Annotated in this window: 27 protein-coding genes; 13 read left to right on the top strand and 14 right to left on the bottom strand. The window is 55.8% G+C overall.

Translation table 11 applies throughout. From position 1 onward, the window contains the following. Positions 1 to 12: 12 nt before the first annotated feature. From rfbA to ACR0CW_RS13955, 5 genes are all read right to left on the bottom strand, one after another. On the bottom strand, positions 13 to 891 hold the full coding sequence (rfbA, locus tag ACR0CW_RS13935; RefSeq protein WP_480742425.1) for a glucose-1-phosphate thymidylyltransferase RfbA: 879 nt from the start codon (positions 889 to 891) through the stop codon (positions 13 to 15). A 39-nt stretch (positions 892 to 930) separates the two neighbouring features. Beyond that, the gene (rfbD, locus tag ACR0CW_RS13940; RefSeq protein WP_480788239.1) at positions 931 to 1,800 is read right to left on the bottom strand and encodes a dTDP-4-dehydrorhamnose reductase; all 870 of its coding nucleotides are present in this window, start codon (positions 1,798 to 1,800) and stop codon (positions 931 to 933) included. Further along, positions 1,800 to 2,837 (bottom strand): dTDP-glucose 4,6-dehydratase, encoded by a 1,038-nt coding sequence (gene rfbB / locus ACR0CW_RS13945; protein WP_480788240.1) that lies wholly within the window; start codon positions 2,835 to 2,837, stop codon positions 1,800 to 1,802. Before rfbB ends, rfbD begins: the two co-directional genes overlap by 1 nt. Then, complete coding sequence (gene rfbC / locus ACR0CW_RS13950) at positions 2,834 to 3,400, bottom strand: dTDP-4-dehydrorhamnose 3,5-epimerase (protein ID WP_368669844.1); 567 nt, start codon at positions 3,398 to 3,400, stop codon at positions 2,834 to 2,836. Before rfbC ends, rfbB begins: the two co-directional genes overlap by 4 nt. A 573-nt stretch (positions 3,401 to 3,973) precedes the next feature. Next, the gene (locus ACR0CW_RS13955; RefSeq protein ID WP_480788241.1) at positions 3,974 to 4,978 is read right to left on the bottom strand and encodes a LacI family DNA-binding transcriptional regulator; all 1,005 of its coding nucleotides are present in this window, start codon (positions 4,976 to 4,978) and stop codon (positions 3,974 to 3,976) included. Between the two features lie 247 nt (positions 4,979 to 5,225). On the opposite strand from ACR0CW_RS13955, the gene ACR0CW_RS13960 reads away from it, so the two are divergent. From ACR0CW_RS13960 to ACR0CW_RS13990, 7 genes are all read left to right on the top strand, one after another. Continuing rightward, entirely contained in the window at positions 5,226 to 6,521 is a 1,296-nt protein-coding gene (locus ACR0CW_RS13960) for an extracellular solute-binding protein (RefSeq protein ID WP_480788242.1), read from the top strand. Between the two features lie 71 nt (positions 6,522 to 6,592). Next, complete coding sequence (locus tag ACR0CW_RS13965) at positions 6,593 to 7,474, top strand: ABC transporter permease subunit (RefSeq protein WP_480742429.1); 882 nt, start codon at positions 6,593 to 6,595, stop codon at positions 7,472 to 7,474. Between the two features lie 11 nt (positions 7,475 to 7,485). Continuing rightward, the gene (locus ACR0CW_RS13970; protein WP_480742430.1) at positions 7,486 to 8,379 is read left to right on the top strand and encodes an ABC transporter permease subunit; all 894 of its coding nucleotides are present in this window, start codon (positions 7,486 to 7,488) and stop codon (positions 8,377 to 8,379) included. Between the two features lie 11 nt (positions 8,380 to 8,390). Then, positions 8,391 to 9,437 carry an ABC transporter ATP-binding protein gene (locus ACR0CW_RS13975; RefSeq protein ID WP_480788243.1) on the top strand — a complete coding sequence of 349 codons (1,047 nt, stop codon included), beginning with the start codon at positions 8,391 to 8,393 and terminating at the stop codon, positions 9,435 to 9,437. Next, positions 9,434 to 10,462, top strand: a complete 1,029-nt coding sequence (locus ACR0CW_RS13980) for an endonuclease/exonuclease/phosphatase family protein (RefSeq protein WP_480788244.1) — start codon at positions 9,434 to 9,436, stop codon at positions 10,460 to 10,462. Before ACR0CW_RS13975 ends, ACR0CW_RS13980 begins: the two co-directional genes overlap by 4 nt. 74 nt (positions 10,463 to 10,536) lie before the next feature. Then, positions 10,537 to 10,797: a ribbon-helix-helix domain-containing protein gene (locus ACR0CW_RS13985; protein ID WP_480788245.1), complete on the top strand. Its 261-nt coding sequence runs from the start codon at positions 10,537 to 10,539 to the stop codon at positions 10,795 to 10,797. Then, complete coding sequence (locus ACR0CW_RS13990; RefSeq protein WP_480788246.1) at positions 10,787 to 11,080, top strand: hypothetical protein; 294 nt, start codon at positions 10,787 to 10,789, stop codon at positions 11,078 to 11,080. The genes ACR0CW_RS13985 and ACR0CW_RS13990 overlap by 11 nt, the downstream gene beginning before the upstream one ends. 62 nt (positions 11,081 to 11,142) lie before the next feature. On the opposite strand, the gene ACR0CW_RS13995 is transcribed toward ACR0CW_RS13990, so the two are convergent. The 5 genes from ACR0CW_RS13995 to ACR0CW_RS14015 form a co-directional block, all read right to left on the bottom strand. Continuing rightward, on the bottom strand, positions 11,143 to 12,483 hold the full coding sequence (locus ACR0CW_RS13995) for an NAD(P)/FAD-dependent oxidoreductase (protein ID WP_480788247.1): 1,341 nt from the start codon (positions 12,481 to 12,483) through the stop codon (positions 11,143 to 11,145). Between the two features lie 124 nt (positions 12,484 to 12,607). Beyond that, positions 12,608 to 13,765: an N-acetylglucosamine-6-phosphate deacetylase gene (gene nagA / locus ACR0CW_RS14000; RefSeq protein ID WP_480788248.1), complete on the bottom strand. Its 1,158-nt coding sequence runs from the start codon at positions 13,763 to 13,765 to the stop codon at positions 12,608 to 12,610. Further along, the gene (locus ACR0CW_RS14005) at positions 13,762 to 14,793 is read right to left on the bottom strand and encodes an SIS domain-containing protein (RefSeq protein WP_480788249.1); all 1,032 of its coding nucleotides are present in this window, start codon (positions 14,791 to 14,793) and stop codon (positions 13,762 to 13,764) included. Before ACR0CW_RS14005 ends, nagA begins: the two co-directional genes overlap by 4 nt. Positions 14,794 to 14,801: 8 nt before the next feature. After that, positions 14,802 to 15,566, bottom strand: coding sequence for a GntR family transcriptional regulator (locus ACR0CW_RS14010; RefSeq protein ID WP_170334671.1), 765 nt, complete (start codon positions 15,564 to 15,566; stop codon positions 14,802 to 14,804). After that, positions 15,566 to 16,453, bottom strand: coding sequence for a glucosamine kinase nucleotide-binding domain-containing protein (locus ACR0CW_RS14015; RefSeq protein ID WP_480788250.1), 888 nt, complete (start codon positions 16,451 to 16,453; stop codon positions 15,566 to 15,568). The genes ACR0CW_RS14010 and ACR0CW_RS14015 overlap by 1 nt, the downstream gene beginning before the upstream one ends. Positions 16,454 to 16,610: 157 nt before the next feature. Here ACR0CW_RS14015 and ACR0CW_RS14020 point away from each other — a divergent pair, with 157 nt between their 5' ends. The 6 genes from ACR0CW_RS14020 (at position 16,611) to ACR0CW_RS14045 (ending at position 22,640) form a co-directional block, all read left to right on the top strand. Further along, positions 16,611 to 17,504 carry an N-acetylmuramic acid 6-phosphate etherase gene (locus ACR0CW_RS14020; RefSeq protein ID WP_480788251.1) on the top strand — a complete coding sequence of 298 codons (894 nt, stop codon included), beginning with the start codon at positions 16,611 to 16,613 and terminating at the stop codon, positions 17,502 to 17,504. A 30-nt stretch (positions 17,505 to 17,534) separates the two neighbouring features. Beyond that, a complete protein-coding gene (locus ACR0CW_RS14025) occupies positions 17,535 to 18,785 on the top strand; it encodes an ABC transporter substrate-binding protein (RefSeq protein WP_155149455.1) in 1,251 nt (416 codons plus the stop codon). Between the two features lie 65 nt (positions 18,786 to 18,850). Further along, a complete protein-coding gene (locus tag ACR0CW_RS14030; protein WP_480788252.1) occupies positions 18,851 to 19,765 on the top strand; it encodes a carbohydrate ABC transporter permease in 915 nt (304 codons plus the stop codon). A gap of 13 nt (positions 19,766 to 19,778) precedes the next feature. Next, positions 19,779 to 20,618 carry a carbohydrate ABC transporter permease gene (locus ACR0CW_RS14035; RefSeq protein ID WP_155149451.1) on the top strand — a complete coding sequence of 280 codons (840 nt, stop codon included), beginning with the start codon at positions 19,779 to 19,781 and terminating at the stop codon, positions 20,616 to 20,618. Then, a complete protein-coding gene (locus ACR0CW_RS14040) occupies positions 20,615 to 21,643 on the top strand; it encodes a Gfo/Idh/MocA family protein (RefSeq protein ID WP_480788253.1) in 1,029 nt (342 codons plus the stop codon). The genes ACR0CW_RS14035 and ACR0CW_RS14040 overlap by 4 nt, the downstream gene beginning before the upstream one ends. Before the next feature lies 1 nt (position 21,644). Further along, positions 21,645 to 22,640 (top strand): ABC transporter ATP-binding protein, encoded by a 996-nt coding sequence (locus ACR0CW_RS14045; RefSeq protein WP_480788254.1) that lies wholly within the window; start codon positions 21,645 to 21,647, stop codon positions 22,638 to 22,640. Positions 22,641 to 22,647: 7 nt separating this feature from the next. Here ACR0CW_RS14045 and ACR0CW_RS14050 read toward each other — a convergent pair whose 3' ends face one another. Genes ACR0CW_RS14050 through cyoB form a run of 4 tightly spaced genes read right to left on the bottom strand, consistent with a single transcriptional unit; the run spans position 22,648 to position 26,376 of the window. Beyond that, positions 22,648 to 23,355, bottom strand: a complete 708-nt coding sequence (locus tag ACR0CW_RS14050; RefSeq protein WP_480788255.1) for an SURF1 family protein — start codon at positions 23,353 to 23,355, stop codon at positions 22,648 to 22,650. Then, positions 23,352 to 23,708 (bottom strand): cytochrome o ubiquinol oxidase subunit IV, encoded by a 357-nt coding sequence (cyoD, locus tag ACR0CW_RS14055; protein WP_480788256.1) that lies wholly within the window; start codon positions 23,706 to 23,708, stop codon positions 23,352 to 23,354. Before cyoD ends, ACR0CW_RS14050 begins: the two co-directional genes overlap by 4 nt. Next, complete coding sequence (cyoC, locus tag ACR0CW_RS14060; RefSeq protein WP_480788257.1) at positions 23,705 to 24,343, bottom strand: cytochrome o ubiquinol oxidase subunit III; 639 nt, start codon at positions 24,341 to 24,343, stop codon at positions 23,705 to 23,707. Before cyoC ends, cyoD begins: the two co-directional genes overlap by 4 nt. Beyond that, complete coding sequence (cyoB, locus tag ACR0CW_RS14065) at positions 24,343 to 26,376, bottom strand: cytochrome o ubiquinol oxidase subunit I (RefSeq protein ID WP_480788258.1); 2,034 nt, start codon at positions 26,374 to 26,376, stop codon at positions 24,343 to 24,345. Before cyoB ends, cyoC begins: the two co-directional genes overlap by 1 nt. Between the last annotated feature and the right edge of the window lie 30 nt (positions 26,377 to 26,406).

Genomic DNA, 26,406 nt, shown 5'->3' on the forward strand with positions numbered 1-26,406 from the left:
CGACGGCACGGACTAGTTTGGCTCATTCAGATTGGCCAGATACCGGCCATAGGCATTCTTTTTGAACATCTCAGCGCGTTCTGCGATGTCATCCGCGCTGATCCATCCCTGACTGAAGGCGATTTCCTCAAGACAGCCGGTCTGCAAACCCTGTCGCTGCTCAAGGGTGCGGACGAAATTGCTGGCATCCAGCAAACTGGCATGAGTGCCCGTATCGAGCCAGGCATAACCACGCCCCATCCGCTTAACGGTCAGCTTACCAGCCTCCAGATACATCTCGAGCAAGGTCGTGATCTCAAGCTCGCCCCGCTCGGACGGCTTCACCTCGCGCGCAAGCTTTGGCGCATCACCATCCAGGAAATACAGTCCTGTCACCGCATAATTCGATGGGGGCACTTCCGGCTTTTCAATGATCTCCACGGCCGAGCCGTTCTCGTCAAAGCTGACAACACCATATCGCTCTGGGTCGGTCACGTGATAACCAAACACCGTGCCGCCGTCTTGCTGGCCGTCAGCCTCTGCCAGAATATCCGGCAATCCGTGACCAAAAAAGACATTGTCGCCCAGAACCAGAGCCGAGGGCGCACCATCCAGAAAATCCTCTGCCAGCAGATACGCCTGCGCTAGTCCATCAGGCGATGGCTGTACGATATATGTCAGAGAAACGCCCCACTGACTGCCATCCCCGAGCGTCCGCTTGAACTGTTCCTGATCCTGAGGCGTAGTGATTAACGCAATCTCGCGAATGCCAGCCAACATCAGCACCGAAATCGGATAATAGATCATGGGCTTGTCATAGAGCGGCAAAAGCTGCTTTGAGATGCCCATCGTGATCGGATACAGCCGTGTTCCGGAACCACCGGCCAGAATAATACCTTTGCGATCTGTCACGTTTCGCTCCTTGAGGCTAATCGGATTTTTGAGAAGCGCTCATGAAATCTCACCCTTCTGCCGCAGTTGTCCAACAATGGTCTGTGTTGCATCGCGCCAATCCGGGCGTGGCACGCCAAACACGGCCTCAGTCGTACTGCAGTCCATGCGCGAATTCATCGGGCGGGTGGCAGGTGTCGGATAATCCGCCGTCGGAATCCCGGTGACATCAACGGTGCGACCGGCAATGCTGAAAATCTCGCTGGCGAAATCCTTCCAGCTGACATCGGGTGCGCCGGAGAAATGGTAGATCCCGCTCTTGCCGGAATCTTCACATAGCTGCTCGGCAATCGCCAGGCAGGCCCGGGCAATGGCGCGGGCTGGCGTTGGTCCACCGATCTGGTCATCGACAATCGACAACGCATCGCGCGTCTCTGAAAGCCGCAACATGGTTTTGAGGAAATTGTTGCCATGTCCCGAGAACACCCAGGACGTACGCAAAATGGCATATGTAGCGCCCGAAGCGGCGATACCTTTCTCCCCCGCCAATTTGGACCGGCCATACGCATTTTGCGGGTCCACTGGGTCGGTCGGAGACCACGGGGTCTCACCCTGTCCGTCAAAGACATAATCGGTAGAAATATGTACCAGCGGACAATCAAGCGCGGCGGCTGCACGCGCCATGGCGGCAGGTGCCTCGCCATTGATGACATGAGCGAGTGCGTCTTCTTCTTCGGCCCTGTCCACGGCAGTATAGGCAGCTGCGTTAATAACTGCGCGCGGTGTATGTTGGCGGATTGCCGCTTCACAAGCCTCGGGATCTGACAGATCGACAGCAGATCTGGGCAGGAATACAGCGTCGGGCGCCAACGAAGTCAGTTCATGCGCAACCTGTCCGGTTTTGCCGAATACGAGGAGTGGAGCAGCCATCAGCCGTGCCCCAACCTTGTGCCAACGCCTTCGCGATCCAGGAGGGGGCGCCACCAGTCCTCGTTTGCCAGATACCAATCGATGGTACGCTCAAGACCTTCCTCGACAGTAACCGACGGGCGCCAGCCCAGCTCGGTTCGAATACGATCGGGATCAATCGCATAGCGGGCATCGTGACCCGGGCGATCGGTCACAAAGGTGATCAGCTTCTCATAAGGTTCCGAACCCGGGCGCTTTTGATCCAGCAGCCGACAGATCGTTTCTATCAGCTCGATGTTGGATCGTTCGTTTTCACCACCGATATTATAGCTGCGGCCAAGCTTGCCTTTTTCCAGAACGCACAACAGCGCGTCGGCGTGGTCTTCGACATAAAGCCAGTCACGAACGTTCAGTCCCTGACCGTAAACCGGTATCTCTTTGCCGGAAATGGCATTGAGGATCACTTTCGGCACCAGCTTTTCGGGGAAATGGTAAGGACCGTAGTTGTTGGAGCAGTTGGTCAGAACCACTGGCAGACCGTAAGTCTCATGCCAGGCGCGAACCAGATGATCGGATGATGCTTTTGATGCCGAATACGGGCTGCGCGGATCATACGGGGTTTCTTCGGTGAACATTCCATCTTCACCAAGCGAGCCATAGACCTCATCCGTCGAGATATGATGGAAGCGGAAATTGTCTGGGCGCCCCTGCCCCACCCAATAGCTGCGCGCAGCCTCGAGCATGTTATAGGTGCCGGTCACATTGGTTTCGATGAAATCGCCCGGACCATCAATAGAACGGTCAACATGACTTTCTGCGGCGAGGTGCATCACAGCATCAGGGTTGTGCTTTGCAAAAACCCGATCCAGATCAGCCCGGTTTCTGATGTCGGCCTGTTCAAAATGATAAAGCGGGCTGTCCGCTACTGGCGCTACATTCTCGAGGCGCCCGGCATAAGTCAGTGCATCAAGATTGATAACCTCATGGCCCCTGCTGATGGCCAAACGCACAACAGCTGAACCGATGAAACCTGCGCCGCCGGTGATCAGTAGCTTCATGTTCGTTCCTCGTATTCAAATGGGCTGTCAAAGTCTTTCAGCAAAGTCGCATCCTTGTCTTTTTGAGACAGAACAGCATCTGCCGTCAGACCCCAGTCGATCCCGATATCAGGATCGTCAAAACGAACGGACCCGTCACATTCCGGCGCATAATAATCTGTGCATTTATAGACGATTTCGGTATCAGGTTCGCGCGTGACAAAGCCGTGCAGGAAACCTTCGGGTATCAGCAACTGCCTGCCGTTTTCACTGCTGAGTTCAACCCCGATCCACTTGCCATAGGTCGGGCTCCCCTTACGGACATCGACAGCAACATCGAACAACCGTCCACGACCGCAGCGGACCAGTTTGGCCTGTGCATGTGGAGGTGACTGGAAGTGCAGCCCCCGCACAGTATTCACTGTCGCTGAAAGTGAATGGTTATCCTGCACAAAATCGATGTCGATTCCTTCAGCGAGTAGCGTCTTGCGGTTCCAACTTTCTGAGAAAAAGCCGCGCTCATCGCCAAAACGGGCGGGTTCTAACAACAGAACTCCGGGCAACTCGGTTTGTGTAACTTTCACAGGACCCTCCACTTCGGGTGCAATACATTAAATTTGCTCGTAAAAACCCTCTTATACCTGCAAGAAAGAAGGCTTCGACTATCGTTCTTTATCCGGATGACTGACGCCTGTTACAACGTCCATGATGCGCGCCCAGCTGTATCACTTTGATATCACTTTTAGTCAATCTCCACTCTGGCCGCGAGTCTGTGGGTGACCTCGGCAGTGGCTATACCTCCGGCATCCAAGACGCAAAGTTGGTCGGCTGTTACAACACATGTTAGAAGATGCGCAACCGTGATTGTCAAATGATCCCACTGAGTGATTGCGGCGAAACAACACCTGCGTAACGTCGAAAAAAAAGCAAGTTCCCTCATCAGCATCAGCGAGAAAATGCCCTTTGTCAGCAAAGACATGGGCACAGTGCAGCGAACCTACCGGCAGAGATGGCACCTCTGGCGTATTGAAGTGAGATGTGACACCCATAGCCATCTGAGACAAGCTGAAGTCTGCCGATTGCAGATTGGCACAGATCAACTCCTAGCTGTACTGTCGCCTCGTTCCAAGCTGACATTCTGCACAGCGGAGCAGTGCTTAGTGGGTCTTCCGAAGTACGATTTCCGGATCAACAAACACAGTCTGCGATGCTCTGCCCGGATTGGTTAGGCGGTGCTCAAGCAAGGCAATGGTTTCATCGACTGATGCGTTAATGGGATTGCGAACTGTGGTCAGGCACATTTGCGGCCAGCTTGCCATCGACACATCGTCAAATCCGACCACTGAAATATCGCCGGGAATATCAAGCCCGTTGTCTTGTGTTGCGGACAACGCCCCAAAAGCCGTCGCATCATTAGCGCAAATCAATGCGTCAATACCAGGCGCCCTCTTTAGAATTTCCGATGCCGATTGGTAACCACCTTCAACGGTGTAGTCTCCCTGTACTTCAGCCTCCAGTTCCAGACCAGCTTCTTCCAGAGCACTCACAACTCCATTCCGCCGCTCACCCGAAGAATAAAAGTCCTGAGGACCTGCGATAAACCCAAATCGCCGACGCCCCTTTTCCAGCAACATTCGCGTCATCATCATCGTGCCTTCGGCATTCCGGCAACAAACGTTATCGACACCGGGCGCGTCAATGGGGCGGCCTGAGGATATCATCGGAATACCCAGCTTGGTGCATTGCCCAACCATCTCGGCAGACATGCTGCCACCTCTGACAATCAGGGCGTCCAACGGATACCGCAATACATCTTCGATCGCAGATCTAGAGTTATTGTCGCTGCCATCAATGAGAATGGGCCAGCGCTTCATTCCGTTTAGCTTTCCCACGAGCCGGCTGACGAAAGCTGTGTCATAAGCGCTGCGCATATTGCCTACGAATATGGCAACCAGTCGCGACCGACCGCCCTGCAACCCGGCAGCCAATGCATTGGGCTGATATCCAAGCTCTGCCGCGACTGCATGTATCCGCTTTCGTTTCTGCGCATCAACATAAGCGCCTGGCGTAAAGGCACGAGAAACCGCGGATCGCGATACGCCAACCATGTCGGCCACTGTTTGTGCCGTCACGCGACGGTGTTTTGGGCTGTCTTCGTTCATATACAACGTCTCATCGAGGCACGGTGAATTTGTCAAGATTCTCAAACAAAAGCTTCACAAGACTGTCACGCTAACCGGCTATGTGAACGCGTGTGCACATCTGGTGCGCATTCGACCAGAGATGCGGCTGCCGCATTTCTGCAAACACTGCTGCAACGGGGTCTTTTCCCTTATATTCTGAGGATGTTCAGCATCCTCACCGACGCCCTGTATTGGGTGCGAAAACCGGAGTACCGAGATGCTTAACATGAAGTTCAGCACCACCGCCGCCGCCTTTGCCATGATGGCAGGCACCGCCTTCGCCGAAACCGAAATCACCTGGTGGCATGCAATGGGCGGCCAGCTGGGAGAGACCGTCAACAAGATCGCCGAGGATTTCAACGCCTCGCAGGACGAATACAAGATCACCCCCGTATACAAAGGCAGCTATGAAGAGACGCTGACTGCTGGCATCGCCGCCTTCCGCGCGGGCGAGCAGCCCAACATCATGCAGGTGTTTGACGCCGGTGCCGCCACCGTAATCGGTGCCAAAGGTGCAACCATTCCTGTTCAGGACCTGCTGGCCAGCAACGGCGTTGAGTTCGACATCAACGACTATATCGCCGGCGTTCGCTACTTCTATGCCGACAGCGACGGCAAGATGATCGGCATGCCGTTCAACTCGTCGACGCCCATCATGTACTATAATGTCGACGCGCTCGAAAAAGCAGGCGTCACCCCGCCGAAGACATGGGAAGAGTTCCAGTCCACCACAGCACCTGCCCTGAAAGATGCGGGCTACATCGCACTCAGCCAGTCGCACCTGCCGTGGATCTTCACCGAAAACTTCATGTCGCGCCACGACCTGCCGTTTGCGACTAACAACAACGGCTATGACGGCAATGACACCCAGATCCTGGTGAACAACGACGCGATCAAAGCTCACTTCACCGCCGTGACCGAGTGGAAAGAAGACGGTCTGTTCGAATGGTACGGTACCGGTTGGGGTGACAACGCCAAGCCGTTCGAAGAAGGCAAAGTTGCCATGTGGCTGGGCTCGTCCGGTTCCTTTGGCGGACTACTGCAAAAAGACCTGCCATTTGAGTTCAGCGCGACCGAGCTGCCCTATTGGGAAGCTGTCACAACCGAGCCAACCCAGACCTTCATTGGTGGTGCTGCCCTGTTCGCCATGTCGGGCAAGTCGGATGAAGAAAACAAGGCAGCCGCCGAATTCTTCCGTTTCCTGACCTCGCCTGAGACTCAGTATTTCTGGCATCAGGAAACCGGTTACGTTCCGATCACCGAAGCCGCATACGAAGTTGCCAAGAAAGACGGCCACTACGACCGCTTCCCAGCCGCCGAAGTAGGTGTAAACCAGCTGCAGGCCAAAGCCGGTGACAACACCAAGGGTTACCGCATGGGCTTCTATGTTCAGATCCGGGACATCATGAACCGAGAATATGGTCGTATCCTGACCGGTGAAACTGATGTGGAAACCGCGTTCAAGACCATCGAAGCCGAAGCCAACGAACTGCTGGCCCGCTTCTCCAAGACCCAGAGCTAAACTCTGGATCACCCCCAGGATGGTCACGCTGTCACGGCGTGGCCATCTCTCTTTTTCGCAATGGACCACTCATGAAACGCGCGGGCTTCGACAATATCTGGCTTCCTGTGGCGCTGCTGCTGCCTCAGTTGATGATCATCGCCATCTTCTTTTACTGGCCCGCTGGCTGGGCACTGCAATCCTCTTTCTTTCTACAAGACCCGTTCGGGTTCGGATCGACCTTTGTCGGCGCCGAAAACTACACCTCCTTGCTGGGCAACGATCAGTACAAACGCGTCGCAGGTTTTACGATCATCTACTCGGTGCTGGTCACGTTCTTCTCGCTGGCCATTGCCCTGCTGCTGGCGGTCAAAGCCGACAAGGTAATCCGGGGGGCCAAGACCTATCGCACGCTGCTGATGTGGGTTTATGCGATTGCGCCACCTGTCGCAGGGTTTCTGGGCATCTTGTTCTTTGACCAAAGCACAGGCCCCATGACCAAGTTCTTTCAGATGTTCGGCTGGGATTTCAAACTGGGCGTGGATTATAACGCCACTGCAACGGCAATGATCATCGTCGCCGTCTGGAAGCAAATCCCGGTCAACTTCATCTTCTTCCTGTCTGGCCTGCAATCCATTCCGCGTTCAGTGCGCGAGGCAGCCATGATCGACAACCGATCGGCCACCGGGCGTTTCTGGGAAGTGACCTTCCCTCTGCTGGCGCCAACTGCGTTCTTCCTGCTGATCATCAACATCACCTACGCGCTGTTCGACACGTTCGGCATCATTGACGCGCTGATGAAGGGTGAACCGGGCAACAACCCGATGACGCTGGTCTACAAGGTTTATCTCGACGGGTTCCGAGGCAATGACCTTGGCGGATCATCGGCACAATCCGTGGTTCTGATGGTGCTTGTTCTGATCCTGACTGTCTTTCAGTTCCGGCTGGTTGAACGCCGGATTCACTATACTTGAAAGGGCTGACAATGGCTGACACAACCCTTGAAACACCTGTCACTGTTCATCGCCCGCGCCGGATCAAATGGGAGGCGATTGGGGATCATACCGTTCTGATCCTTGGCGCATTGTTGATGATGCTACCGCCCCTTCTGGCCCTGACCACGGCCAGCCACGATGCGGTCACCATTCACCGCGAGGGTCTGCAACTGACATTGGGTGACGATCTGGGCAAGAACTTCAACGCCGCCATGTTCGAAAAGGGCGGCTTTACCCAGACGGTCGATGGCACACTTATGCTGATGAACTCGTTCATTCTGGGCATCGGCTTTGCAGTAGGCAAAATCGTGATTTCGATGATGGCCGCCTATGCCATCGTTTATTTCCGCCTCCGCTTTGCTACGCTGGCCTTCTGGGTGATCTTCACCACGCTACTGCTGCCGCTTGAGGTGCGCATCCTGCCCTCTTATGAAGCAATCCAGAAACTGGGCCTGACGAACACTTACACCGGTTTGATCGTCCCTTTGATCGCATCGGCAACCGGTACGTTCTTTTTCCGGCAATTCTTCATGTCCGTGCCCGAGGAACTGGCCGAGGCCGCCCGGATCGACGGCGCGGGGCCGTGGAAGTTCTTTATCGACATCCTCGTACCCCTCAGCCGGACTATGATCGCGGCAATCTTCATCATCATGTTCGTCTTTGGCTGGAACCAGTATCTGTGGCCGACGCTGATCACCACGGATGAAAGCTTCTTCACGCTGGTCCGCGGCATCAAGCAGATCGTTCTGTCCTACACCGACAGTCAAATCCCCGAACACGGGCAGGCTTTGGCGCTGGCCATCGTCGCGATGATCCCGCCGGTGGCGATCGTCGTTTTCTTCCAAAACTGGTTCGTCAAGGGCCTCACAGAATCCGATAAATAAGGAATACGCGAATGGCTCAGGTATCATTAGAGGGCATCCGCAAGGTCTATCCCAACGGCTTTCAGGCGGTAGAGACCACCAGCTTCACCATTCATGATGGCGAGTTCGTCGTTCTGGTCGGCCCGTCGGGCTGTGGCAAGTCCACTTTGCTGCGCATGATCGCGGGGTTGGAAGATATCACCGAAGGGACGCTGAAAATCGGCGACCGGGTGGTCAATGATGTGGACCCCGCAGATCGGGACATCGCGATGGTGTTCCAGAACTACGCTTTGTATCCGCATATGACAGTCCGCAAGAACATCGGTTACGGACTGAAAAACCGCGGGACATCGGCAAGCGAGATCAACACCAAGGTACAGGACGCAGCAAAGATGCTGAACCTGACCGAATATCTGGACCGGAAACCGGCGCAATTGTCGGGCGGCCAGCGTCAGCGCGTCGCCATGGGTCGGGCAGTGGTCCGCGACCCGTCCCTGTTCCTGTTCGATGAACCCTTGTCCAACCTTGACGCCAAGCTGCGCAACCAGATGCGGATCGAAATCAAGGCCCTGCAACGCCGCCTTGGAACCACGGCCGTCTACGTCACCCACGATCAGGTCGAAGCGATGACCATGGCCGACCGCATCATCGTTCTGAACGCTGGGCGGATCGAGCAAATCGGCACGCCATCCGAGATTTATCACAACCCGGCCTCGACCTTTGTTGCCTCGTTCATGGGTGCGCCACCCATGAACCTGATCGACGCGCAAGTGGAACAAGGACAGGTCAAGATCAACGGGTATGAAGGGCTGATGCCAGCCTCAGCCTCCAACACAGGTCCGGTTACACTGGGCATTCGCCCCGAGGACGTGGTGCTTGACGAGCAAGGTGCGGTTCCTTTCCGAGTCGACATCCTTGAGGAGCTTGGAGCACACCGGCTGTTGCATGGTGATCTGGGCGGTCAGTCCTTCACCGTCCTCATAGGCAAGGACCATGCGGCTGAAATCGGTGAGACCCGGGTCCACCTGAAACCCGACGCCCTGCGTCTGTTTGATGTTGAATCGGGAAAAGTTCTTTGATCACAACCACGGTAAGCGCGCTGCCCGCGATCACACCGGAACAGCGCGAACGGATTTTGACTGCACCTCGAACGGCCGAGGCACATCGCGCACTGCTGTCCGATCTGCCTGCCATGAATGCTTTGCAAACGGGGGGCGAGGCATCATCCAAGCAACTGCCCGGCAATTTCACTGTGGCGGCCTGGAATGTCGAACGTTGCCTGTTCCCGGAAGAAACAGCTGCTCACCTCAGCAACATCGCCCCGGATGTAGTTTTGCTCTCCGAGGTCGATCACGGCATGGCTAGAACAGGTCAACGGCACACGACCGAAGCCATGGCCTCCGCTTTGGATATGGCCTATGTCTTTGGCGTCGAATTCCACGAACTGGATTTGGGCGGACCGACAGAACGTGCATTCTGTTCCGACAATTTCAATGTGCTTGGATGGCATGGCAATGCGATCCTGTCCTCTGCGCCTTTCGAGCGCACAGTGTTGATCCGCCTCGATGATCATGGACACTGGTATGCTGCAGATGCAGGCGCTGCCGACCCCGATCAACCCCGGGTCGGGGGTCGCATGGCTATCGCAGCCGTCATTCCGACAGCCAATGGACCCGTGTGTTTCGTTTCCACCCATCTGGAGAGCAATGCCGCAGCTGCGCACCGCCATGAACAGTTTCTGACCTTGTTGAATGCTCTCGACCAGTTTGCACCAGATATGCCGATCCTGATTGGCGGCGATCTGAACACCGGCAATCACCTGCCGCCCGATTTTGACTGGCGGCATGAGACATTGTTCGAACTGGCTGAACAGCGCAGTTACAATTGGGATTTTACTGCTGATGGGCCGACAACCCGGCCCAGTCTGATCACCCCGCACCCGGACCGGGTCATGAAGCTCGACTGGATCGCAGGCCGTGATCTGACATGTGTGGATAAGGGCGTTCTGTCTTCGCTCGACCAGAACGGAAAACCTCTGTCAGATCATGATTGCGTCTGGAGCATGGTCACGGTTGCGGATCACCAAGCGCCTAATAAATCCTGACAGAACAAAGATCTGAAAGATCAGATCACAGGCAGGGCTTGGCGCCGATATGATTTAATACTATTATATGAGATATGAAAAACGTCAGTATCTCACTTACGGATCACCACGCTGCAGAAATTGATGCGTGCATTGCCACGGGCGACTATGCGTCTGTTTCTGAGGTTGTGCGCACCGCTTTGCGCGAATTCTTGTCGCGTGGGATGGTCCCGGATGCCCGCCAGATCGATCATGACATCGCCGAATATCTGGAAAGTCAAAGGAATGGTGAAAGACTGTTGAGCGCAGATGCAGCGAAACGGGATATTCTGGGCGCTCTGACCGGTGACACCTAACAAACTTGTTTTCACAGCAAGGGCCAGAACGGATATCAAACGCCGCGCGCGTTATCTGAAGGGTGAGCGTGGTCAGGCATTTGCCACAGCCTGGGTAGATGCACTTTTCGACTGGCTTGAAAAAATTGCCGAAGGGGGTGCGCTCATTGGAACCGCGCATCCGGTGCAATCGCAAATTCGAACTTTCGGCTACAAGCGTCAGGCGACAATTCTTGCTGAATTTGCCCAAGGCGAAATGCGGATTATCCGCATCTACTTCCCCGGGCAGGATTGGTCTCGGTAGGTGAAACCATCACATCCGGTTTCCAAACCGTCGTCAGATTTCTGGACCAATTGGAGCAGCAATCACTCCTTTCCCGACCGCCACTCTTTCCAAATCAGATAGCTGTTTACCCCAAGCGATCCGAACGGCTCCGGCGGCAATCGGGGCGGCATCGGCTGAGCAAGGAAATGATCCGCGATCTGTGATCCCCCCTGCAATATCAGTTCTGAAACTCCCATCCCTTGCAGAGTACCGCGGGCAATGCCCAACCCGTTCTGACAGCACGCGGAAAACACCCCTGAGTCCAGCTCTCCGAAAGCCGCTGATCCATTTCGGCTCAGACACAGCATTCCGGCCCAGCGGTGCTCCATCCTGACATCCGCAAGCTGAGGAAACCTCTCGCTGAACTTGCGATCATGGACCCAGCCGGCATTGCGCAAACGCATATTGGTCGTTTCCTGCGTCGGATGAAAACTCGAACAGCTACGGATCAGAATTCGGTCACCATAGCTGCCGGAAACACGGCGTACCGATGTTCCCATCGGATCTGCAGGCGTGGCGGCCCAACGTGGCTGACCACCCAACCTGTTGATCTGCTCAGACGTCAGCGATTGGGTCAGCGAGGCATAAAGGCAGATGTGCATCAAACGTCGTTGATAGAAACCGAAACTTTCCAGATGACCATTATTGGTCAGAATGATCCGACCTGTTGAAACACGGGCATCTGGCGTTTCGACCAACCAGCCCGCACCTACCTTTTGAAAACCTGTAACCGGAGAGTTTTCAAACAACTCAACCTTCTGCGCCAACTGCACTGACAAGGCCCTGATGTAGGCGGCAGGCTGAATCATCACGGTACCGGGCGCAAACAGCCCTGATCGATAGTGCGTGCTGCCTGTGATCTCCTGCATCTCACGACGGTCATAAAGCGTATGCGGCTCACCCAGCCGTTCAAGATAGGTTGCGAAATCGCGGTTGTGCCTGTCCCCTGCTCGCGTCGCTGCAGCATTGATCTTTCCGCAGGAATCAAACATCTCATCCGACAACGCGCATTCATCAGCAACCTGCGTCGCAAAAGCGATGGCTTGCCGATTCAATGCGATGGTGTGTTTATCATCCTCAAACGTTTCTCCCGCGTAGTTATCCGAACTCAGATCATGGGGCAGATCAATCATGAACCCCGAGTTCCGCCCGGCTGATCCTTCAGCAAACCGACCAGCCTCGAGAACAACAACCCTCAGCGTTGGATCAAGCTGGTGCAGACGCCGGGCAGCGGTAAGGCCAGCAAACCCACCACCTACAATCGTGATATCGGCAGAGATGTTATGCTCAAGCTTTGGGAAAAACGTCTGTGACGGCAGAATGGCATTCCACCCTGAGGCACCAATCTGCCGAGGCAAACGTTTCGCACTGTACTGAGTCAAAGGTCCGCCTTTTCCGATTTACGCAACCCGAAGATCACTACCTTTATACTCGGCAGCGTCATAGCTGAAACTACACGGCGAGCTCTTGCACCGCCAACTCGACCAACCCTAGGGTGTTGTCAGATTAGCTCACCAATTGTTTTCCGCTCTGCCACACACCCTGCAGAGTCCGATCAACACCAATATGCAGAATGTTCGCTGCAGCACCCGGAGATAGACGACCCAAATGCTGCTGCCGAACCAAATCTGCAGGGATGCGACTGGCCATTTCAACAGTTGTCTCAAATGAGACATCGGTCAGTTGGGCAACATTCTTCACTGCGTCCAACAACTCGAGATGCGCCCCGGCCAATGTACCATCAGACAGGGTCAGCTGGTTTTCGCTGCGCAATATTTCTCTGCCATTGAGCATGAAGCTGGCGATGTCTGAACCCGCCGTCGCCATGGCGTCACTGACCAGAAACACGCGACCCGGTCCATTCTTTGCGTGGATAGCATTGCGCATTGAGGCCGGGTGAACATGAATCGTGTCAGCGATCAGACCAGCAGACAATTCACCCAAAGCAAGTGCCGCCCCGACAGTGCCCGGCTCACGATTGCCCATCTGACTTTGCGCGTTGAACAGATGCGTCACGCAAAGCGCGCCAGCTTCAGCTGCAGCACGACAATCTTCATAACTCGCATCAGTGTGGCCCAAGGACACCACGATCCCAGCCTCTGACAAGGTTCTGATCTGGTCACCCGAGACACTCTCGGGTGCAACTGTCACCTTCAGAACCGGCAGTTTCTGTGCAGCTGCAAGCAGCCGTTCTAGATCCGTTTGCTCCATTGGCCGGATCAGATTGGCTTCATGTGCCCCTTTTCGCGATCTGGACAGATGCGGACCTTCGAGGTGGAGGCCAATGATACCTGGCACCCCGTTTTCAACAGCCTCGATGGCAGCCGCAATTGCCTGTTCCGTAATCTCGGGCGTATCGGTGATTAGTGTCGGCAGGATCGAAGTGGCACCGATCCGCGCATGCGCCTCAGCCATACGGCGCAGCGTCTCAACATCCGGCGCATTGTTGAACATCAATCCGCCGCCGCCGTTGACCTGAAGGTCAACAAAACCCGGGATCAGCACACCTCCGTCGAGCTCGATAACTTCGACACCAGCCCTAAGATCAGCTTTCGGCACAATGGACTCGATGCGGCCAGCGTCATGCAGCAAAGCATGATCCCGCACGATACCTTCAGGCGTCAGTATGTCTGCACCGATTACGGCACTCGGCTGCTGGCTCATACGGTTTCAGTCACCTTGTTCAAATGGCGCGGAGTATCTGGATCAATACCCCGGGATGCTGCAAACGCCTCTACCATGGAATAGAATGACACGATAAGGCTCAGCGGGTCGGCAAGCGCATGATCCGTCCGCACATGATCCACCCTGAGCGCCCGTTTCACCTTGTCAGTTGTCGCAAACACCCGCGCACCCTTGGCGCTGATCGCATCCGCCACTTCGGCCAGAGCATTTTCAGCGGCATCTGCTGCCGCAAAGCTCAGAACAGGAAACCCCTCCTGAACGATGGAAACCGGTCCGTGCAGCACCTCGGCAGAAGAATAGCTTTCTGCATGCAACTGACAGGTTTCCTTAAACTTCAAAGCCGCCTCATGTGACACGGCCAGGGCCTGCCCGCGTCCCAGAGTAAACAACGATGGATGCGCTCCGATTGCCTCTCTGACTTCGGGCCAGTCAATCCTGGCTGCCGCTTCCAACTGCTTTGGCAGTGCCCGAATGGCCGCGAGCAGCTTGTCGTCCCTGCTCCACTCTGCCAGCAACCACAGGCCGGCAACAGCAGATGTCACAAAGGTCTTGGTTGCAGCAACGCTCAACTCAGGTCCTGCGTGAATATCAATCGGGTGCGCACTGGCCTCTGCCAATGGAGAGGTTGCATCATTTGTCAGCGCGACAGTTAACGCCCCATCGCGTCCCGCATTACGTGCCATGGCCAGAATATCCGGGCTTTTTCCGGATTGTGAGACTGACAGGCATAAGCCTTGCTGCAACTTCAGAACGGAATCATAGATCGATGCAATGGATGGCCCGACTGACGCTACCGGAACCCCCAGCACAATTTCGGAAGCGTATTTAAGGTAGGTACACACGTGATCAGAAGATCCTCGCGCAACCGTCACAATGAAGGTTGGATCAAGCTCTCGCGCAACATTGGCGACGGCCGCGATATCGCTCTGACCCTGAACCAACAGCCGCTCAACGGCCTGTGGTATCTCATCGATTTCCCGACGCATTCGGGTGATCTGTTGCTGCATGCTGTTTCCTAGCTATTGGCCAAGCGCAGTTCCGCCACAAAGTCATAGGCATCGCCGCGATATATGGATCGGGTGAACTCAACGACCCGGCGGTTCGACAGGTATGAGGTGCGTACAATGCGCAATCCAGCCGCTCCCGGTTCAACACCCAAAAGGGCGGCGTCGTCGTCTTCGAGATTGATGGCTGAAATCCTCTGCAATGCGCGAACCGGACGATTTCCATCGCGTTCCAGAACTTCATAAAGCGAGGATTCAACCAGTTGAGGTTTTGGCAAAATATCGATCGGTAGTGAGGCGCGCTCGATCGCCATCGGTCGGTCGTTGGCGCGGCGCAGGCGGGAGATCCGCGCAACCGCTTCGCCCGAAGACAAGGCAAGCGCCATCACCTCTTCAGGAGAAGGTGTATGCACACCACGCTCCAGCCATTCGCTGGAGGAGTCCAGCCCGCGCCGGGTCATGTCTTCGGTAAACGACGTCAGCCGGGAAAGGGATTGCTCAACCTTCGGCGTGCCGTCAGCAACAAAGCTCCCCGATCCCTGACGCTGAATGATAATGCCCCTGTCCACCAGATCCTGCATCGCGCGACGAACCGTAACGCGCGACAGGCCGGTCAGATTGGCGATTTCCCGTTCTGCAGGCAAAGGCGCACTCTCGCCCAGCAGACCCGTTTCGATACTCTCTTCGATCCGCTTACGCAGGCGCACATATCGTGGACCGGTGGCGTCTTGCATCCAGTCGTCGGATTTGAGGAAGTTCTCGATGGTATCTGCCATCACTCTGCCTCCACTTTCGCTCGCTCGGCCAACCGACCCGCCAGTAACAGGGCTCCATCGACTGCGGTCCCTTTGGGATTTATTAAAGCCTCGCGCATATCTGACGGCAGATAATCTGCATAATGTGGCGCCACGCCACCTACTGCGCAGATGGGTTCGTCTTTGGCGCATCCCAGTGCGCGTAACCCAGCCACCAGGTAATCCGCACCGCTTTGCATGATCTCCACCGCGACCTGATCCGCTTCCTTCGCGGCCGAAATGATGATGGGGGCGAACTCGGCAAATTCAGCGGGTCGCGCAACCCCTGAGAACTTGACGATTTCCGCCGGATCATCGCTGAACCTTTTGCTGATGCCTCGGGTCAGTGGGCTGTGCGGCGCAATTGCGTCCATGGCCAGCAAGACGCGCCGAACAAGTTGCAGACCCAACCAGTTTCCCGATGCCTCGTCTCCGATCAACGGTCCATAGCCACCGATGAATCTGATCTCCCCATTATATTGACGCGCCAAAAATGAACCGGTCCCAACGCCAAGCAATGACCCATTCATTGTCCCCAGCGCACCCACGACCGCTGATCTGCGGTCATCTTCAACCTCAACGATCCGCGATGGCAATCGGTCTGCAACCTCTGACGCCACTGTCGCATCAGTGACGCCGGCCAGCCCCGCATAAACCGGAATGTCCGGCAGTGCTGAAAACGGAAGCCCAGCCCGCTCGATCAATGCACCCAGACCATCCACCAACGTCTGCACGGCTGCTTCACGATCCGAGAAAACATTGGCGCTACCAAGCATTACCTCAATCCGACCCGCAGGCGAAGTCATGGCAAAACGGCAGCGCGTGCCACCGCCATCAATTGCAATGAGATATGGGAAGGACTCATCCATATAGATACCTTTACAATACCTATTGTATGAAAAAAAGACCTTTGCCACATTTATCTTGCTGTTTTGGTGATTTTTCTTAGTAATTACGCTATTTTTAGGCAAGAGGTAGACAAAAGGTATTATATAGGTATTAATTACTCCATCAAAGGGGAATCACATGTCGCCGCAAATGCTGCCGCAAACCGAAATGCTGCGAGACGAAGCTGAAGGGCTGGACCTGCGTCCAGACCCGGACATTCTCGTACGCCTGCTCGACGCGCAGAAGGCTGCCCTAAACGGTCTGGACAACTGCATTGAAGATCTATCCTCGGGTGCAGCGATCCTTGCGGAAACAATCAGAAACAACGGTCGCATCTATTATGTCGCTGCGGGTTCTTCGGGCCTGATGGGGCTGGCGGATGGCGCCGAGCTGCCGGGCACATATGGGCTGTCCCCTGAATCGATCGCCATCTGCATGGCTGGCGGAGTGCCAACCGGCGCTGAAATGCCCGGTCATACCGAAGACGATGCAGAAACAGCCAGGGCCGCAACAGCCAAGATCAAACCCGGGGACTCGGTCATCGCCATTTCAGCAAGTGGCTCCACCCCCTATCCCGTGGGCTTCGTTCAGCATGCCCGTGCGGCGGGCGCCCGGATCATCTGCATTGCCAACAATAAAGATGCCCTGCTGTTCGAACATGCCGACTGCGCCATCTTTTTGGATACACCGCCAGAAATGATTGCAGGGTCAACCCGGATGGGTGCTGCTACGGCGCAGAAGGTGGCGTTGAACATGATGTCTACCTTGATGGGTATTCGACTGGGGCATGTCCATGACGGCATGATGGTCAATGTCATCGCAGACAATCGCAAACTGCGTCAGCGCGCTGAAGGTATTGTTCAGAACATTACCGGAGCCTCGTATCGTGCCGCTAGCGAGGCGCTGGATCAGGCCTCGGGCAACCTGAAACAAGCCGTTCTGCTGGCCGCAGGGGCAACCGATCTGACGCAGGCAAAGCAATTGCTTGATAGCGCAGGCGGACATCTGCGCCCGGCGCTTGCACAAATTTAGACCAGAACAAAACATTAGGGAGAGAAGACCATGAAAAGAACATCACTAAGCGCAATTCTGCTTGCGTCCTCAGCTCTGGCTGGTGCCGCGCAGGCAGAAACGGTTCTGACAATCGAAAGCTGGCGCAATGACGACCTTGCCCTTTGGCAGGAAAAGATCATTCCGGCCTTTGAGGCACAAAACCCTGACATCAAGATCAAATTCACACCTTCCGCCCCGGCTGAATATAACGCCGCGCTGAATGCCAAACTGGATGCCGGTTCCGCCGGTGACCTGATTACCTGCCGCCCGTTTGATACTTCGCTGGGTCTGTACGAGGCCGGACATCTGGCGGATTTGTCTGATCTGAGCGGAATGGCCAATTTCTCGGATGTAGCAAAATCCGCCTGGCAGACCGATGACGGCTCGGCCTCGTTCTGCGTTCCGATGGCCTCGGTGATTCACGGCTTCATCTACAACAAGGACGCCTTCGAAGAGCTTGGCCTGTCCGTGCCGGAAACCGAAGAAGAATTCTTTGCTGTCCTCGAAAAGATCAAGGAAGACGGCAACTACATTCCAATGGCCATGGGCACGAATGACCAGTGGGAAGCCGCCACCATGGGCTACAACAATATCGGCCCGAACTACTGGAAAGGCGAAGAAGGTCGTCTGGGCCTGATCGATGGATCGCAGAAACTGACGGACGAGCAGTGGGTTGCCCCTTATCGCCAACTGGCAAAATGGGGCGACTATCTGGGTGATGGGTACGAGGCGCAAACCTATCCCGACAGCCAGAATCTGTTCACGCTTGGGCGCGCCGCCATCTACCCGGCGGGCAGCTGGGAAATCAGCGGCTTTAACAATCTGGCCGATTTCGAAATGGGTGCGTTCAAACCACCAGTTCCTGCAGCAGGTGATGATTGCTACATCTCCGATCACACTGATATCGCGATTGGCCTGAATGCCGCATCTCCGAATGCCGAAGCAGCCCGGACCTTCCTGGATTGGGTCGGCTCGGAAGAGTTCGCAACGATCTATGCAAACGCCCTGCCCGGTTTCTTCTCGCTGTCCAGCTTTGATGTTCCCATGGAAGATCCGCTGGCGCAGGAGTTCGTAAGCTGGCGCGGAGATTGTGGGTCGACCATCCGCTCGACCTATCAGATCCTGTCGCGCGGAACACCAAACCTTGAGAACGAAACCTGGAACGCCTCGGCTCAGGTGATCAAGGGCGAGGAATCTCCAGAAGACGCCGGTAAGCGACTGCAGGATGGACTGGCCACCTGGTACGCCCCGCATCAGTAAACCACTCACGACACCAATGGCTCCGGCTGTCAGGCCGGAGCCAACCTGAACTTTCGAGGCATGACATGGGCAATAGCCGGATCAAATGGCACATCGTGGTTTTTCTGGCACCCGCCGTGCTGGTTTACACCGCCGTCATGGTCTTTCCACTGTTCAATACGCTGCGGTTGGCGCTTTACACCGAAGTTGACCAGACCCGCGTGTTTGTTGGCCTCGACAATTTCCGAACCCTGTTTGGCGATCCACTATGGTCTGAATCCTTCTGGAACGCGTTGGGCAACAACTTCTGGTTCTTCTTCATCCATATGCTGGTGCAAAATCCCATCGGGATTGCATTGGCCGCGATGCTCAGCCATCCACGATTGCGCTTTGCCGCATTCTACCGTTCGGCCATCTTCATCCCGACAATCCTGTCCTTTGTGATCGTCGGATTTGCATGGAAGCTGATCCTGTCCCCGATCTGGGGCATCGCGCCGGATATGCTGGCTGCGGTTGGCCTCAAGTCCCTCTACGCCCCCTGGCTGGGAAAAGAGGAGTACGCTCTGACAACACTCGCGCTGGTCTCGGTCTGGCAATTCATCGGGATACCGATGATGCTGATCTATGCCGCGCTACTGTCGATCCCCGAAGAAATTCTTGAGGCCGCCGAGGTCGAGGGCATCACCGGAATGTCTGCTTTCTGGAAAATCAAACTGCCGCTGATCCTGCCATCGATCGGCATCATCTCGATCCTGACCTTTGTCGGAAACTTCAACGCATTCGACCTGATCTATGCCGCACAGGGCGCGCTTGCAGGGCCGGATTTCTCAACCGATATTCTGGGCACTTTCATGTACCGCACCTTCTTCGGCTTCCAGCTGCAACTGGGTGATCCGCATATGGGATCGGCAATTGCAACGGGCATGTTCGCGATCATCCTGACCGGGGTCTGCATCTACCTGTTCCTGATACAGACCCGTATCCGCCGGTATCAGTTCTGAGGGGGATGGGATCATGAACAAAGCCCGCAGAAACCCCTTCAACATCGCCGCCATGCATGGCGCGCTGATCCTGTACACGCTGATCGCGCTATTCCCGGTCTTTGTGATCGTGATCAACAGCTTCAAATCCCGAAAAGCGATCTTTCGTGAACCACTGGCCCTGCCGGATGCAGAAACATTCTCGATGATCGGCTACCAGACGGTGATGAAACAGGGTGATTTCTTCCTGTATTTCCAGAACTCGATGATTGTGACCGTAGCATCGTTGTTCTTTATCCTTCTATTCGGAGCGATGGCTGCCTTTGCGCTCAGCGAATACCGGTTCAAAGGCAACACTCTGATGGGGCTCTACCTCGCTTTGGGCATCATGATCCCGATCCGCATCGGTACAGTTGCGATCCTCGACATGATGGTGGCGACGGGGTTGGTAAACACGCTGATGGCGCTGATCCTCGTCTATACCGCACAAGGTCTGCCGCTGGCCGTCTTCATCCTGTCCGAATTCATGCGCCAGGTCAGCGATGATCTCAAAAACGCCGGCCGCATTGACGGGCTCAGCGAGTACACGATCTTTTTCCGGCTGGTTCTGCCACTGGTGCGCCCGGCGATGGCGACCGTGGCCGTGTTCAACATGATTCCGATCTGGAACGACCTGTGGTTCCCTCTGATCCTGGCGCCTGCTGAGGAGACCAAAACGCTGACGCTGGGCAGCCAGGTTTTCATCGGACAGTTCGTCACCGACTGGAACGCGGTTCTGTCGGCGCTCAGCATGGCAATCCTGCCGGTGATGGTTCTGTATGTCATCTTCTCGCGACAACTGATCCGCGGCATTACTTCGGGGGCAGTCAAATGATCCGGGTTCTCATCGCAGGTCTGGGTAACATGGGGCTGAGCCATGCGCTGGCGCATCACCATCACGCTGACGCTGAGATCGTTGGGCTGGTGAACCGATCCGGTACGGTCGATCACGCTGACCTGCAGTCATACCCGGTCTATACAGACTTCCAGACGGCGCTGGCCGAAACCAAGCCGGACCTGGCCGTGATAGCCACCTACTCTGACAGCCATGCCGATTTCGCCTGCGCAGCCATGGAGGCCGGGGCGCATGTATTCGTGGAAAAGCCGCTGGCAACTACAGTTGAAGATGCCCGTCGCGTCGTGGACAAGGCGGTTGAGACCAATCGCAAACTGGTCGTCGGCTACATTCTGCGTCACCATCCGTCCTGGATGCGGCTGATCTCCGAAGCCCGTGATCTGGGTGGCCCCTATGTTTTCCGCCTCAACCTGAACCAACAATCGACCGGCCCGACCTGGGAGACGCACAAGGCTCTGATGCAGACCACCTCGCCCATCGTTGATTGCGGTGTCCACTATGTCGATGTGATGTGCCAAATCACCGACGCCATGCCTGTTCGTGTCAACGGAATGGGTCTGCGGCTTTCGGATGAGATCGCACCCGACATGTACAATTATGGCCAGTTCCAAGTGGTCTTTGAGGATGGCTCCGTTGGTTGGTACGAGGCCGGCTGGGGGCCAATGATGTCGGAAACCGCGTTTTTCGTGAAAGACATCGTGTCACCCAACGGTGCTGTATCGATCACCGAAGGCAACAAGGGCGATTCAGACGACGTGGACGGCCATACCAAAGTGGGTGGCATTCTGGTGCACAAACCCGGCGGAGATACCCTGATCGAAATGGAAGGCGAACCCGGCCATCAGGAACTCTGCGATGCGGAACAAGCTTACATGCTGAAAGCCATTGCCGATGATATCGACTTGACCCGCCACATGAGCGACGCGGTGCAATCCCTGCGCATCTGCCTTGCAGCCGATCAAAGCATAAGAACCGGCCAGCCGGTCGACCTGAAGGAGACGTAACGTGACCGCCCTGACTCTGAGCAATGTGTGCAAGTCTTTCGGCCAGGTGGAGGTCCTGAAAAACATCGACCTGACCGTCGAGGAAAACGAATTCGTTGTATTCGTCGGTCCTTCGGGCTGCGGTAAATCTACACTCCTGCGCGTAATCGCGGGATTGGAGGATGCGACATCGGGCACTGTCGAAATCGACGGGGAACGGGTCAATGACACGCCGCCTGCCAAGCGCGGCATTGCCATGGTGTTCCAGTCATATGCGCTCTATCCGCACCTAACGGTCCGGGGCAACATGGCGCTGGGTCTCAAACAGGCCAGACATCCGAAGAGTGAGATTGACCGTCGCATCACCGAGGCCAGCAGGATGCTGTCTCTGGAGCCGTATCTGGAACGCCGCCCAGCGGAACTGTCCGGTGGTCAGCGCCAGCGAGTTGCAATCGGTCGCGCGATCGTGCGGAATCCGAAACTGTTCCTTTTCGACGAACCCCTCTCAAATCTGGATGCGGCGCTCCGCCTGAACACACGGGTCGAAATTGCCAATCTGCACCGACAGATCAGCGCCAGCATGATCTACGTGACCCACGATCAGACCGAGGCGATGACACTTGCGGACAAGATCGTGGTTCTCCGGGATGGCAGGGTCGAACAGATCGGCAGCCCTATGGAGCTGTACAACAACCCCGCCAATCGTTTTGTGGCCGAGTTCATCGGCTCTCCGGCCATGAATTTCGTACCGGGCAACATGATTGGCGGCAGTACCAACACCGTTGTTGGGATACGCCCGGAATACGCTCAACTCGGCGCGACCGGGCCACTGTCAGGAACTGTTGTGCATGTCGAAAACCTGGGCGCAGACACCAACGTTCTGGTGAATATCGGTACGGATAAACCCTTCACCGTGCGCGCGTTTGGCCAGCACGATGTGTCCCCGGGCAGCGAAGTTGGCATCAATTTTGAAGCAGGCAACACGCTGACCTTCGGCACTGACGGGCTGAGGCTCTAGGGTTGCTCTACTTCTCGGACCGGCCCGAGCGTATAACGTAGATCAAAGCAGCAGCAAAAAGGATCGCCATCGCGTACCAGGTCAGCGCGTAGGACAGATGCGTGTTCCTGAACTTGACTATGGTAAGTCCACCGCGAGGCCATGCCGCAGGCGCACCTGCATGTTCTGCGTCGATGAAATAGGGCAGCGTATCGCCAAGTCCCAGAGCCTTGGACATCGCCAGCGTATCGCGCGAAACCCAACGGTCATTTCCCGGTTCATTGCGCTCCAACAACGTGCCCTCGGGCTCGGTCGGGCGCAACAATCCGGTTATGCGGGAATCCGTTTCAACCCAGTTCTCGGGTTGCTTCTGATCTGACGAAACAAAACCACGATTGACCCACAGCACCCCCTCGCCTGTTGTCATCGGTGACATGACCCAGAATCCGGGCCCCAATTCGGTAACCGCCTTGACCAATATCGCGCCAGTCGTCGGGAATTGACCATCAACAGAGACACGCAAATAGGCATGCTGGTCAGGATCGAATACATCAGGCAGCGCGGCCGGTTCACCAAAGGCCCGGCTTTCAACAGCTTCGATTAGCTCTACTTTCCAGGCCAGCCGCCGCATCTGCCAGTTGCCCAGCAAAACAAAAACAACGATTAACACCGCCGACAGCCCCAACAGCAGCACGGTCACCCATCCGGGCCGTCGGGCGGTATTTTGATCGCTCATGGCAGGTTGCGAACCCGCTCGATCTGTTCATGTGCGGGCATCATGTTGGCATCCAGATTGAACATGACCCAGATCGACCCCGCAAGGACGATGACCAGCAGCAATACCGTCAAGCCAAGCGACATTGCCTGCCACCCCTCCTCGGCCTTCAGGGTAACGTGCAGAAAGTAATGGATGTGCACCAGCATCTGTGCCGCGCCCAGAGTGAAGATGATCGCAACAGCCCAGGCCGTATTGTCCATCACATCACCCAGTACGATCCAGAACGGGATCAGAGTCAGAACGGCGGAAAGCAGGAAGCCGATGACATAGGATTTGAAGGTGCCGCCGGCCCCTTTTGCGTGATCGCTCATAGCAGGACCCCCGTCAGGTAGACCAAGGAAAAGACACCGATCCAGATCAGATCGAGGAAGTGCCAGAAAAGGGACAGGCACATGATCCGTCGCTTGTTTTCATGGGTCAGCCCATGCTGGCCCAGCTGAGCCAGAAGCACGAGCAGCCAGATACTGCCACCCAGAACGTGCAGACCGTGCGTGCCCACCAGAATGAAGAACGACGACAGGAATGCGCTTGCCATCGGGGTCGCGCCGATGTGCCAGAGGTGCTTGAACTCTTCGATTTCCAAATACAGGAACCCTGCGCCAAACAGCCCTGTGACAATCAGCCAGAGAACAGTGCCGCGCAGGTCATCCATCTCCATCCTCAGAACAGCGAACCCGTACGTGATCGATGAGAACAGCAGCGCAAAGGTGGCGACCAAAATCATCTCGATATCGAACAGGTCGACAGGGGCCGGACCGGCCGCATAGTTGCGGCCCAGAACGGCGTAGGTTGCGAAGAGGATGCCAAAGATCAGGCAGTCGCTCATCAGGTAGATCCAGAACCCCAGCATGGTTCCGTTTTCGTGATGCTCTTCGTGATCGTCTCCGTGGTGGGGATCTTCGATGACGAAGAACTCTTTCGGCTGATCCGTACTTGTATCCGTCATTATTCCGCAGCCCCCGCCAGCAGTTGTGTCCGCTGGTCTTCGATACCCTTCACTTCATCCGCCGGGACATAATAGTCGCGGTCGTAGTTGAACGTGTGGCCGATGCCATAGACCAGCGTTGCAGCGAAACTGACAGCCGCCAGCCACCAGATATGCCAGATCAGAGCAAAGCCCATGACGGTCAGGAACCCGGCCATGACGATGCCCGTAGCCGTATAGCGCGGCATGTGGATCGGAACGAACCCATCGGTGGGTCGCACGAACCCTTCTCGCTTCATCTGGGTGAAGGCGTCCAGCTCATAAACACGCGGCGTGAAAGCGAAGTTATAGTAAGGCGGCGGTGAAGAGGTCGACCATTCCAGCGTACGTCCATTCCACGGATCGCCCGTGACATCGCGCAGCGCATCACGATTGCGGATCGAGACATAAATCTGCATCAGGAACGCCGCGATACCCGCAGCGACGAACAACGCTCCCACCAGAGCGATCACGAAATAGACCGAATAGAAGGTTGTTTCGAACTGACTGATACGGCGGGTCACACCCATCAGGCCCAGCACGTAAAGCGGCATGAAGGCCAGATAGAACCCGATCAGCCAGCACCAAAAGCTGACCTTGCCCCAGAATGGTTCCAGCTTGAAGCCAAACGCCTTGGGCCACCAGTAGATGATGCCCGCAAAGATGCCGAATACCACGCCACCAATGATCACATTGTGGAAATGCGCGATCAGGAACAGCGAATTATGCAGCACATAATCCGCCGGGGGCACCGCCAGCAGAACGCCGGCCATACCACCGATCACGAAGGTCAGCATAAAGCCCATAACCCACAGCATCGGGGTCTCGAACCGGATGCGTCCCTTATACATGGTGAACAACCAGTTGAAGATCTTGGCCCCGGTCGGGATCGAGATGATCATCGTGGTAATGCCAAAGAAGGCGTTTACGTTGGCCCCTGCCCCCATGGTGAAGAAGTGGTGCAGCCAGACGATATAGCTGAGCACCATGATCACGCAGGTCGCGTAAACCATCGACGTATAGCCAAACAGCCGCTTTCCGGTGAAAGTCGGCACGATTTCCGAGAAGATACCAAAGATCGGCAGGATCAGAATGTAGACCTCGGGGTGACCCCAAATCCAGATGAGGTTTACATACATCATCGGATTGCCGCCCAGATCATTGGTAAAGAAATGGGTACCCAGATAGCGGTCCGCCGTCAGCAGTGCCAACGTTGCGGCCAAAACAGGGAAGGTCACAACGATCAGGATGTTGGTACACAACGTCGTCCAGACAAAGACCGGCATCTTCATCAGTGTCATACCCGGCGCGCGCATCTTGATGATCGTCACCACAAGGTTGATGCCTGACAGAGTTGTCCCGATCCCGGCAATGTTCAGCGACCAGAGGTAATAGTCCATACCGACGCTCGGACTGTATTCGAGCCCCGAGAAAGGAGCATAGGCCAGCCAGCCCGCAGTCGAGAACTCACCCACAAACAGCGACAGCATAATCAGCACAGCGCCCGAGATGGTCAGCCAAAGGCTGAGGTTGTTCAGGAACGGAAAGGCCACATCGCGCGCGCCGATCTGCAGCGGCATAACGTAGTTCATGAAGCCGGTTACAAAGGGCATCGCCACGAAAAAGATCATGATGACGCCATGGGCGGTGAAGATCTGGTCGTAGTGGTGCGCGTTCAGATAGCCCTCGCCCCCACTGGCGGCGATGGCCTGATGACCCCGCATCAGCAGCGCATCCGCAAAGCCACGCAGCAACATGATCAGACCCAGAACCATGTACATGATCCCGATCTTCTTATGGTCAATGCTGGTGAACCATTCCTTCCAGAGATAACCCCAGAGGCGATAGTAGGTCAGCGCACCGACAACGGCCAAACCGCCGAGCATGACAACGATGAACGTGACCAGCACGATCGGCTCATAGAAGGGAAACACGCCCCAAGACAGCTTGCCCCAGAATGGGTCCACACCCGAAACATGGGCGATACCGTCAGCGACTTCGTGAGATAGCGACATAGCGTTATCTTTCCAGTTCTTATTCGTTTC

Source organism: Ruegeria sp. CH6, assembly GCF_056537005.1.

Excerpts from the sequence above, each read along its gene's own strand:
- ACR0CW_RS14035 (WP_155149451.1), top strand. The coding sequence starts at position 19,779 with ATGAACAAAGCCCGCAGAAACCCCTTCAACATCGCCGCCATGCATGGC.
- rfbD (WP_480788239.1), bottom strand. The coding sequence starts at position 1,800 with ATGGCTGCTCCACTCCTCGTATTCGGCAAAACCGGACAGGTTGCGCAT.
- cyoD (WP_480788256.1), bottom strand. The coding sequence starts at position 23,708 with ATGAGCGATCACGCAAAAGGGGCCGGCGGCACCTTCAAATCCTATGTC.
- ACR0CW_RS13985 (WP_480788245.1), top strand. The coding sequence starts at position 10,537 with ATGAAAAACGTCAGTATCTCACTTACGGATCACCACGCTGCAGAAATT.
- ACR0CW_RS13955 (WP_480788241.1), bottom strand. The coding sequence starts at position 4,978 with ATGAACGAAGACAGCCCAAAACACCGTCGCGTGACGGCACAAACAGTG.
- ACR0CW_RS13975 (WP_480788243.1), top strand. The coding sequence starts at position 8,391 with ATGGCTCAGGTATCATTAGAGGGCATCCGCAAGGTCTATCCCAACGGC.
- nagA (WP_480788248.1), bottom strand. The coding sequence starts at position 13,765 with ATGAGCCAGCAGCCGAGTGCCGTAATCGGTGCAGACATACTGACGCCT.
- cyoB (WP_480788258.1), bottom strand. The coding sequence starts at position 26,376 with ATGTCGCTATCTCACGAAGTCGCTGACGGTATCGCCCATGTTTCGGGT.
- ACR0CW_RS14040 (WP_480788253.1), top strand. The coding sequence starts at position 20,615 with ATGATCCGGGTTCTCATCGCAGGTCTGGGTAACATGGGGCTGAGCCAT.
- ACR0CW_RS13965 (WP_480742429.1), top strand. The coding sequence starts at position 6,593 with ATGAAACGCGCGGGCTTCGACAATATCTGGCTTCCTGTGGCGCTGCTG.
- ACR0CW_RS14010 (WP_170334671.1), bottom strand. The coding sequence starts at position 15,566 with ATGGCAGATACCATCGAGAACTTCCTCAAATCCGACGACTGGATGCAA.
- ACR0CW_RS13960 (WP_480788242.1), top strand. The coding sequence starts at position 5,226 with ATGAAGTTCAGCACCACCGCCGCCGCCTTTGCCATGATGGCAGGCACC.
- cyoC (WP_480788257.1), bottom strand. The coding sequence starts at position 24,343 with ATGACGGATACAAGTACGGATCAGCCGAAAGAGTTCTTCGTCATCGAA.
- ACR0CW_RS14020 (WP_480788251.1), top strand. The coding sequence starts at position 16,611 with ATGTCGCCGCAAATGCTGCCGCAAACCGAAATGCTGCGAGACGAAGCT.
- ACR0CW_RS14050 (WP_480788255.1), bottom strand. The coding sequence starts at position 23,355 with ATGAGCGATCAAAATACCGCCCGACGGCCCGGATGGGTGACCGTGCTG.
- rfbB (WP_480788240.1), bottom strand. The coding sequence starts at position 2,837 with ATGAAGCTACTGATCACCGGCGGCGCAGGTTTCATCGGTTCAGCTGTT.
- ACR0CW_RS14015 (WP_480788250.1), bottom strand. The coding sequence starts at position 16,453 with ATGGATGAGTCCTTCCCATATCTCATTGCAATTGATGGCGGTGGCACG.
- ACR0CW_RS14030 (WP_480788252.1), top strand. The coding sequence starts at position 18,851 with ATGGGCAATAGCCGGATCAAATGGCACATCGTGGTTTTTCTGGCACCC.
- ACR0CW_RS13970 (WP_480742430.1), top strand. The coding sequence starts at position 7,486 with ATGGCTGACACAACCCTTGAAACACCTGTCACTGTTCATCGCCCGCGC.
- ACR0CW_RS14025 (WP_155149455.1), top strand. The coding sequence starts at position 17,535 with ATGAAAAGAACATCACTAAGCGCAATTCTGCTTGCGTCCTCAGCTCTG.
- ACR0CW_RS14005 (WP_480788249.1), bottom strand. The coding sequence starts at position 14,793 with ATGCAGCAACAGATCACCCGAATGCGTCGGGAAATCGATGAGATACCA.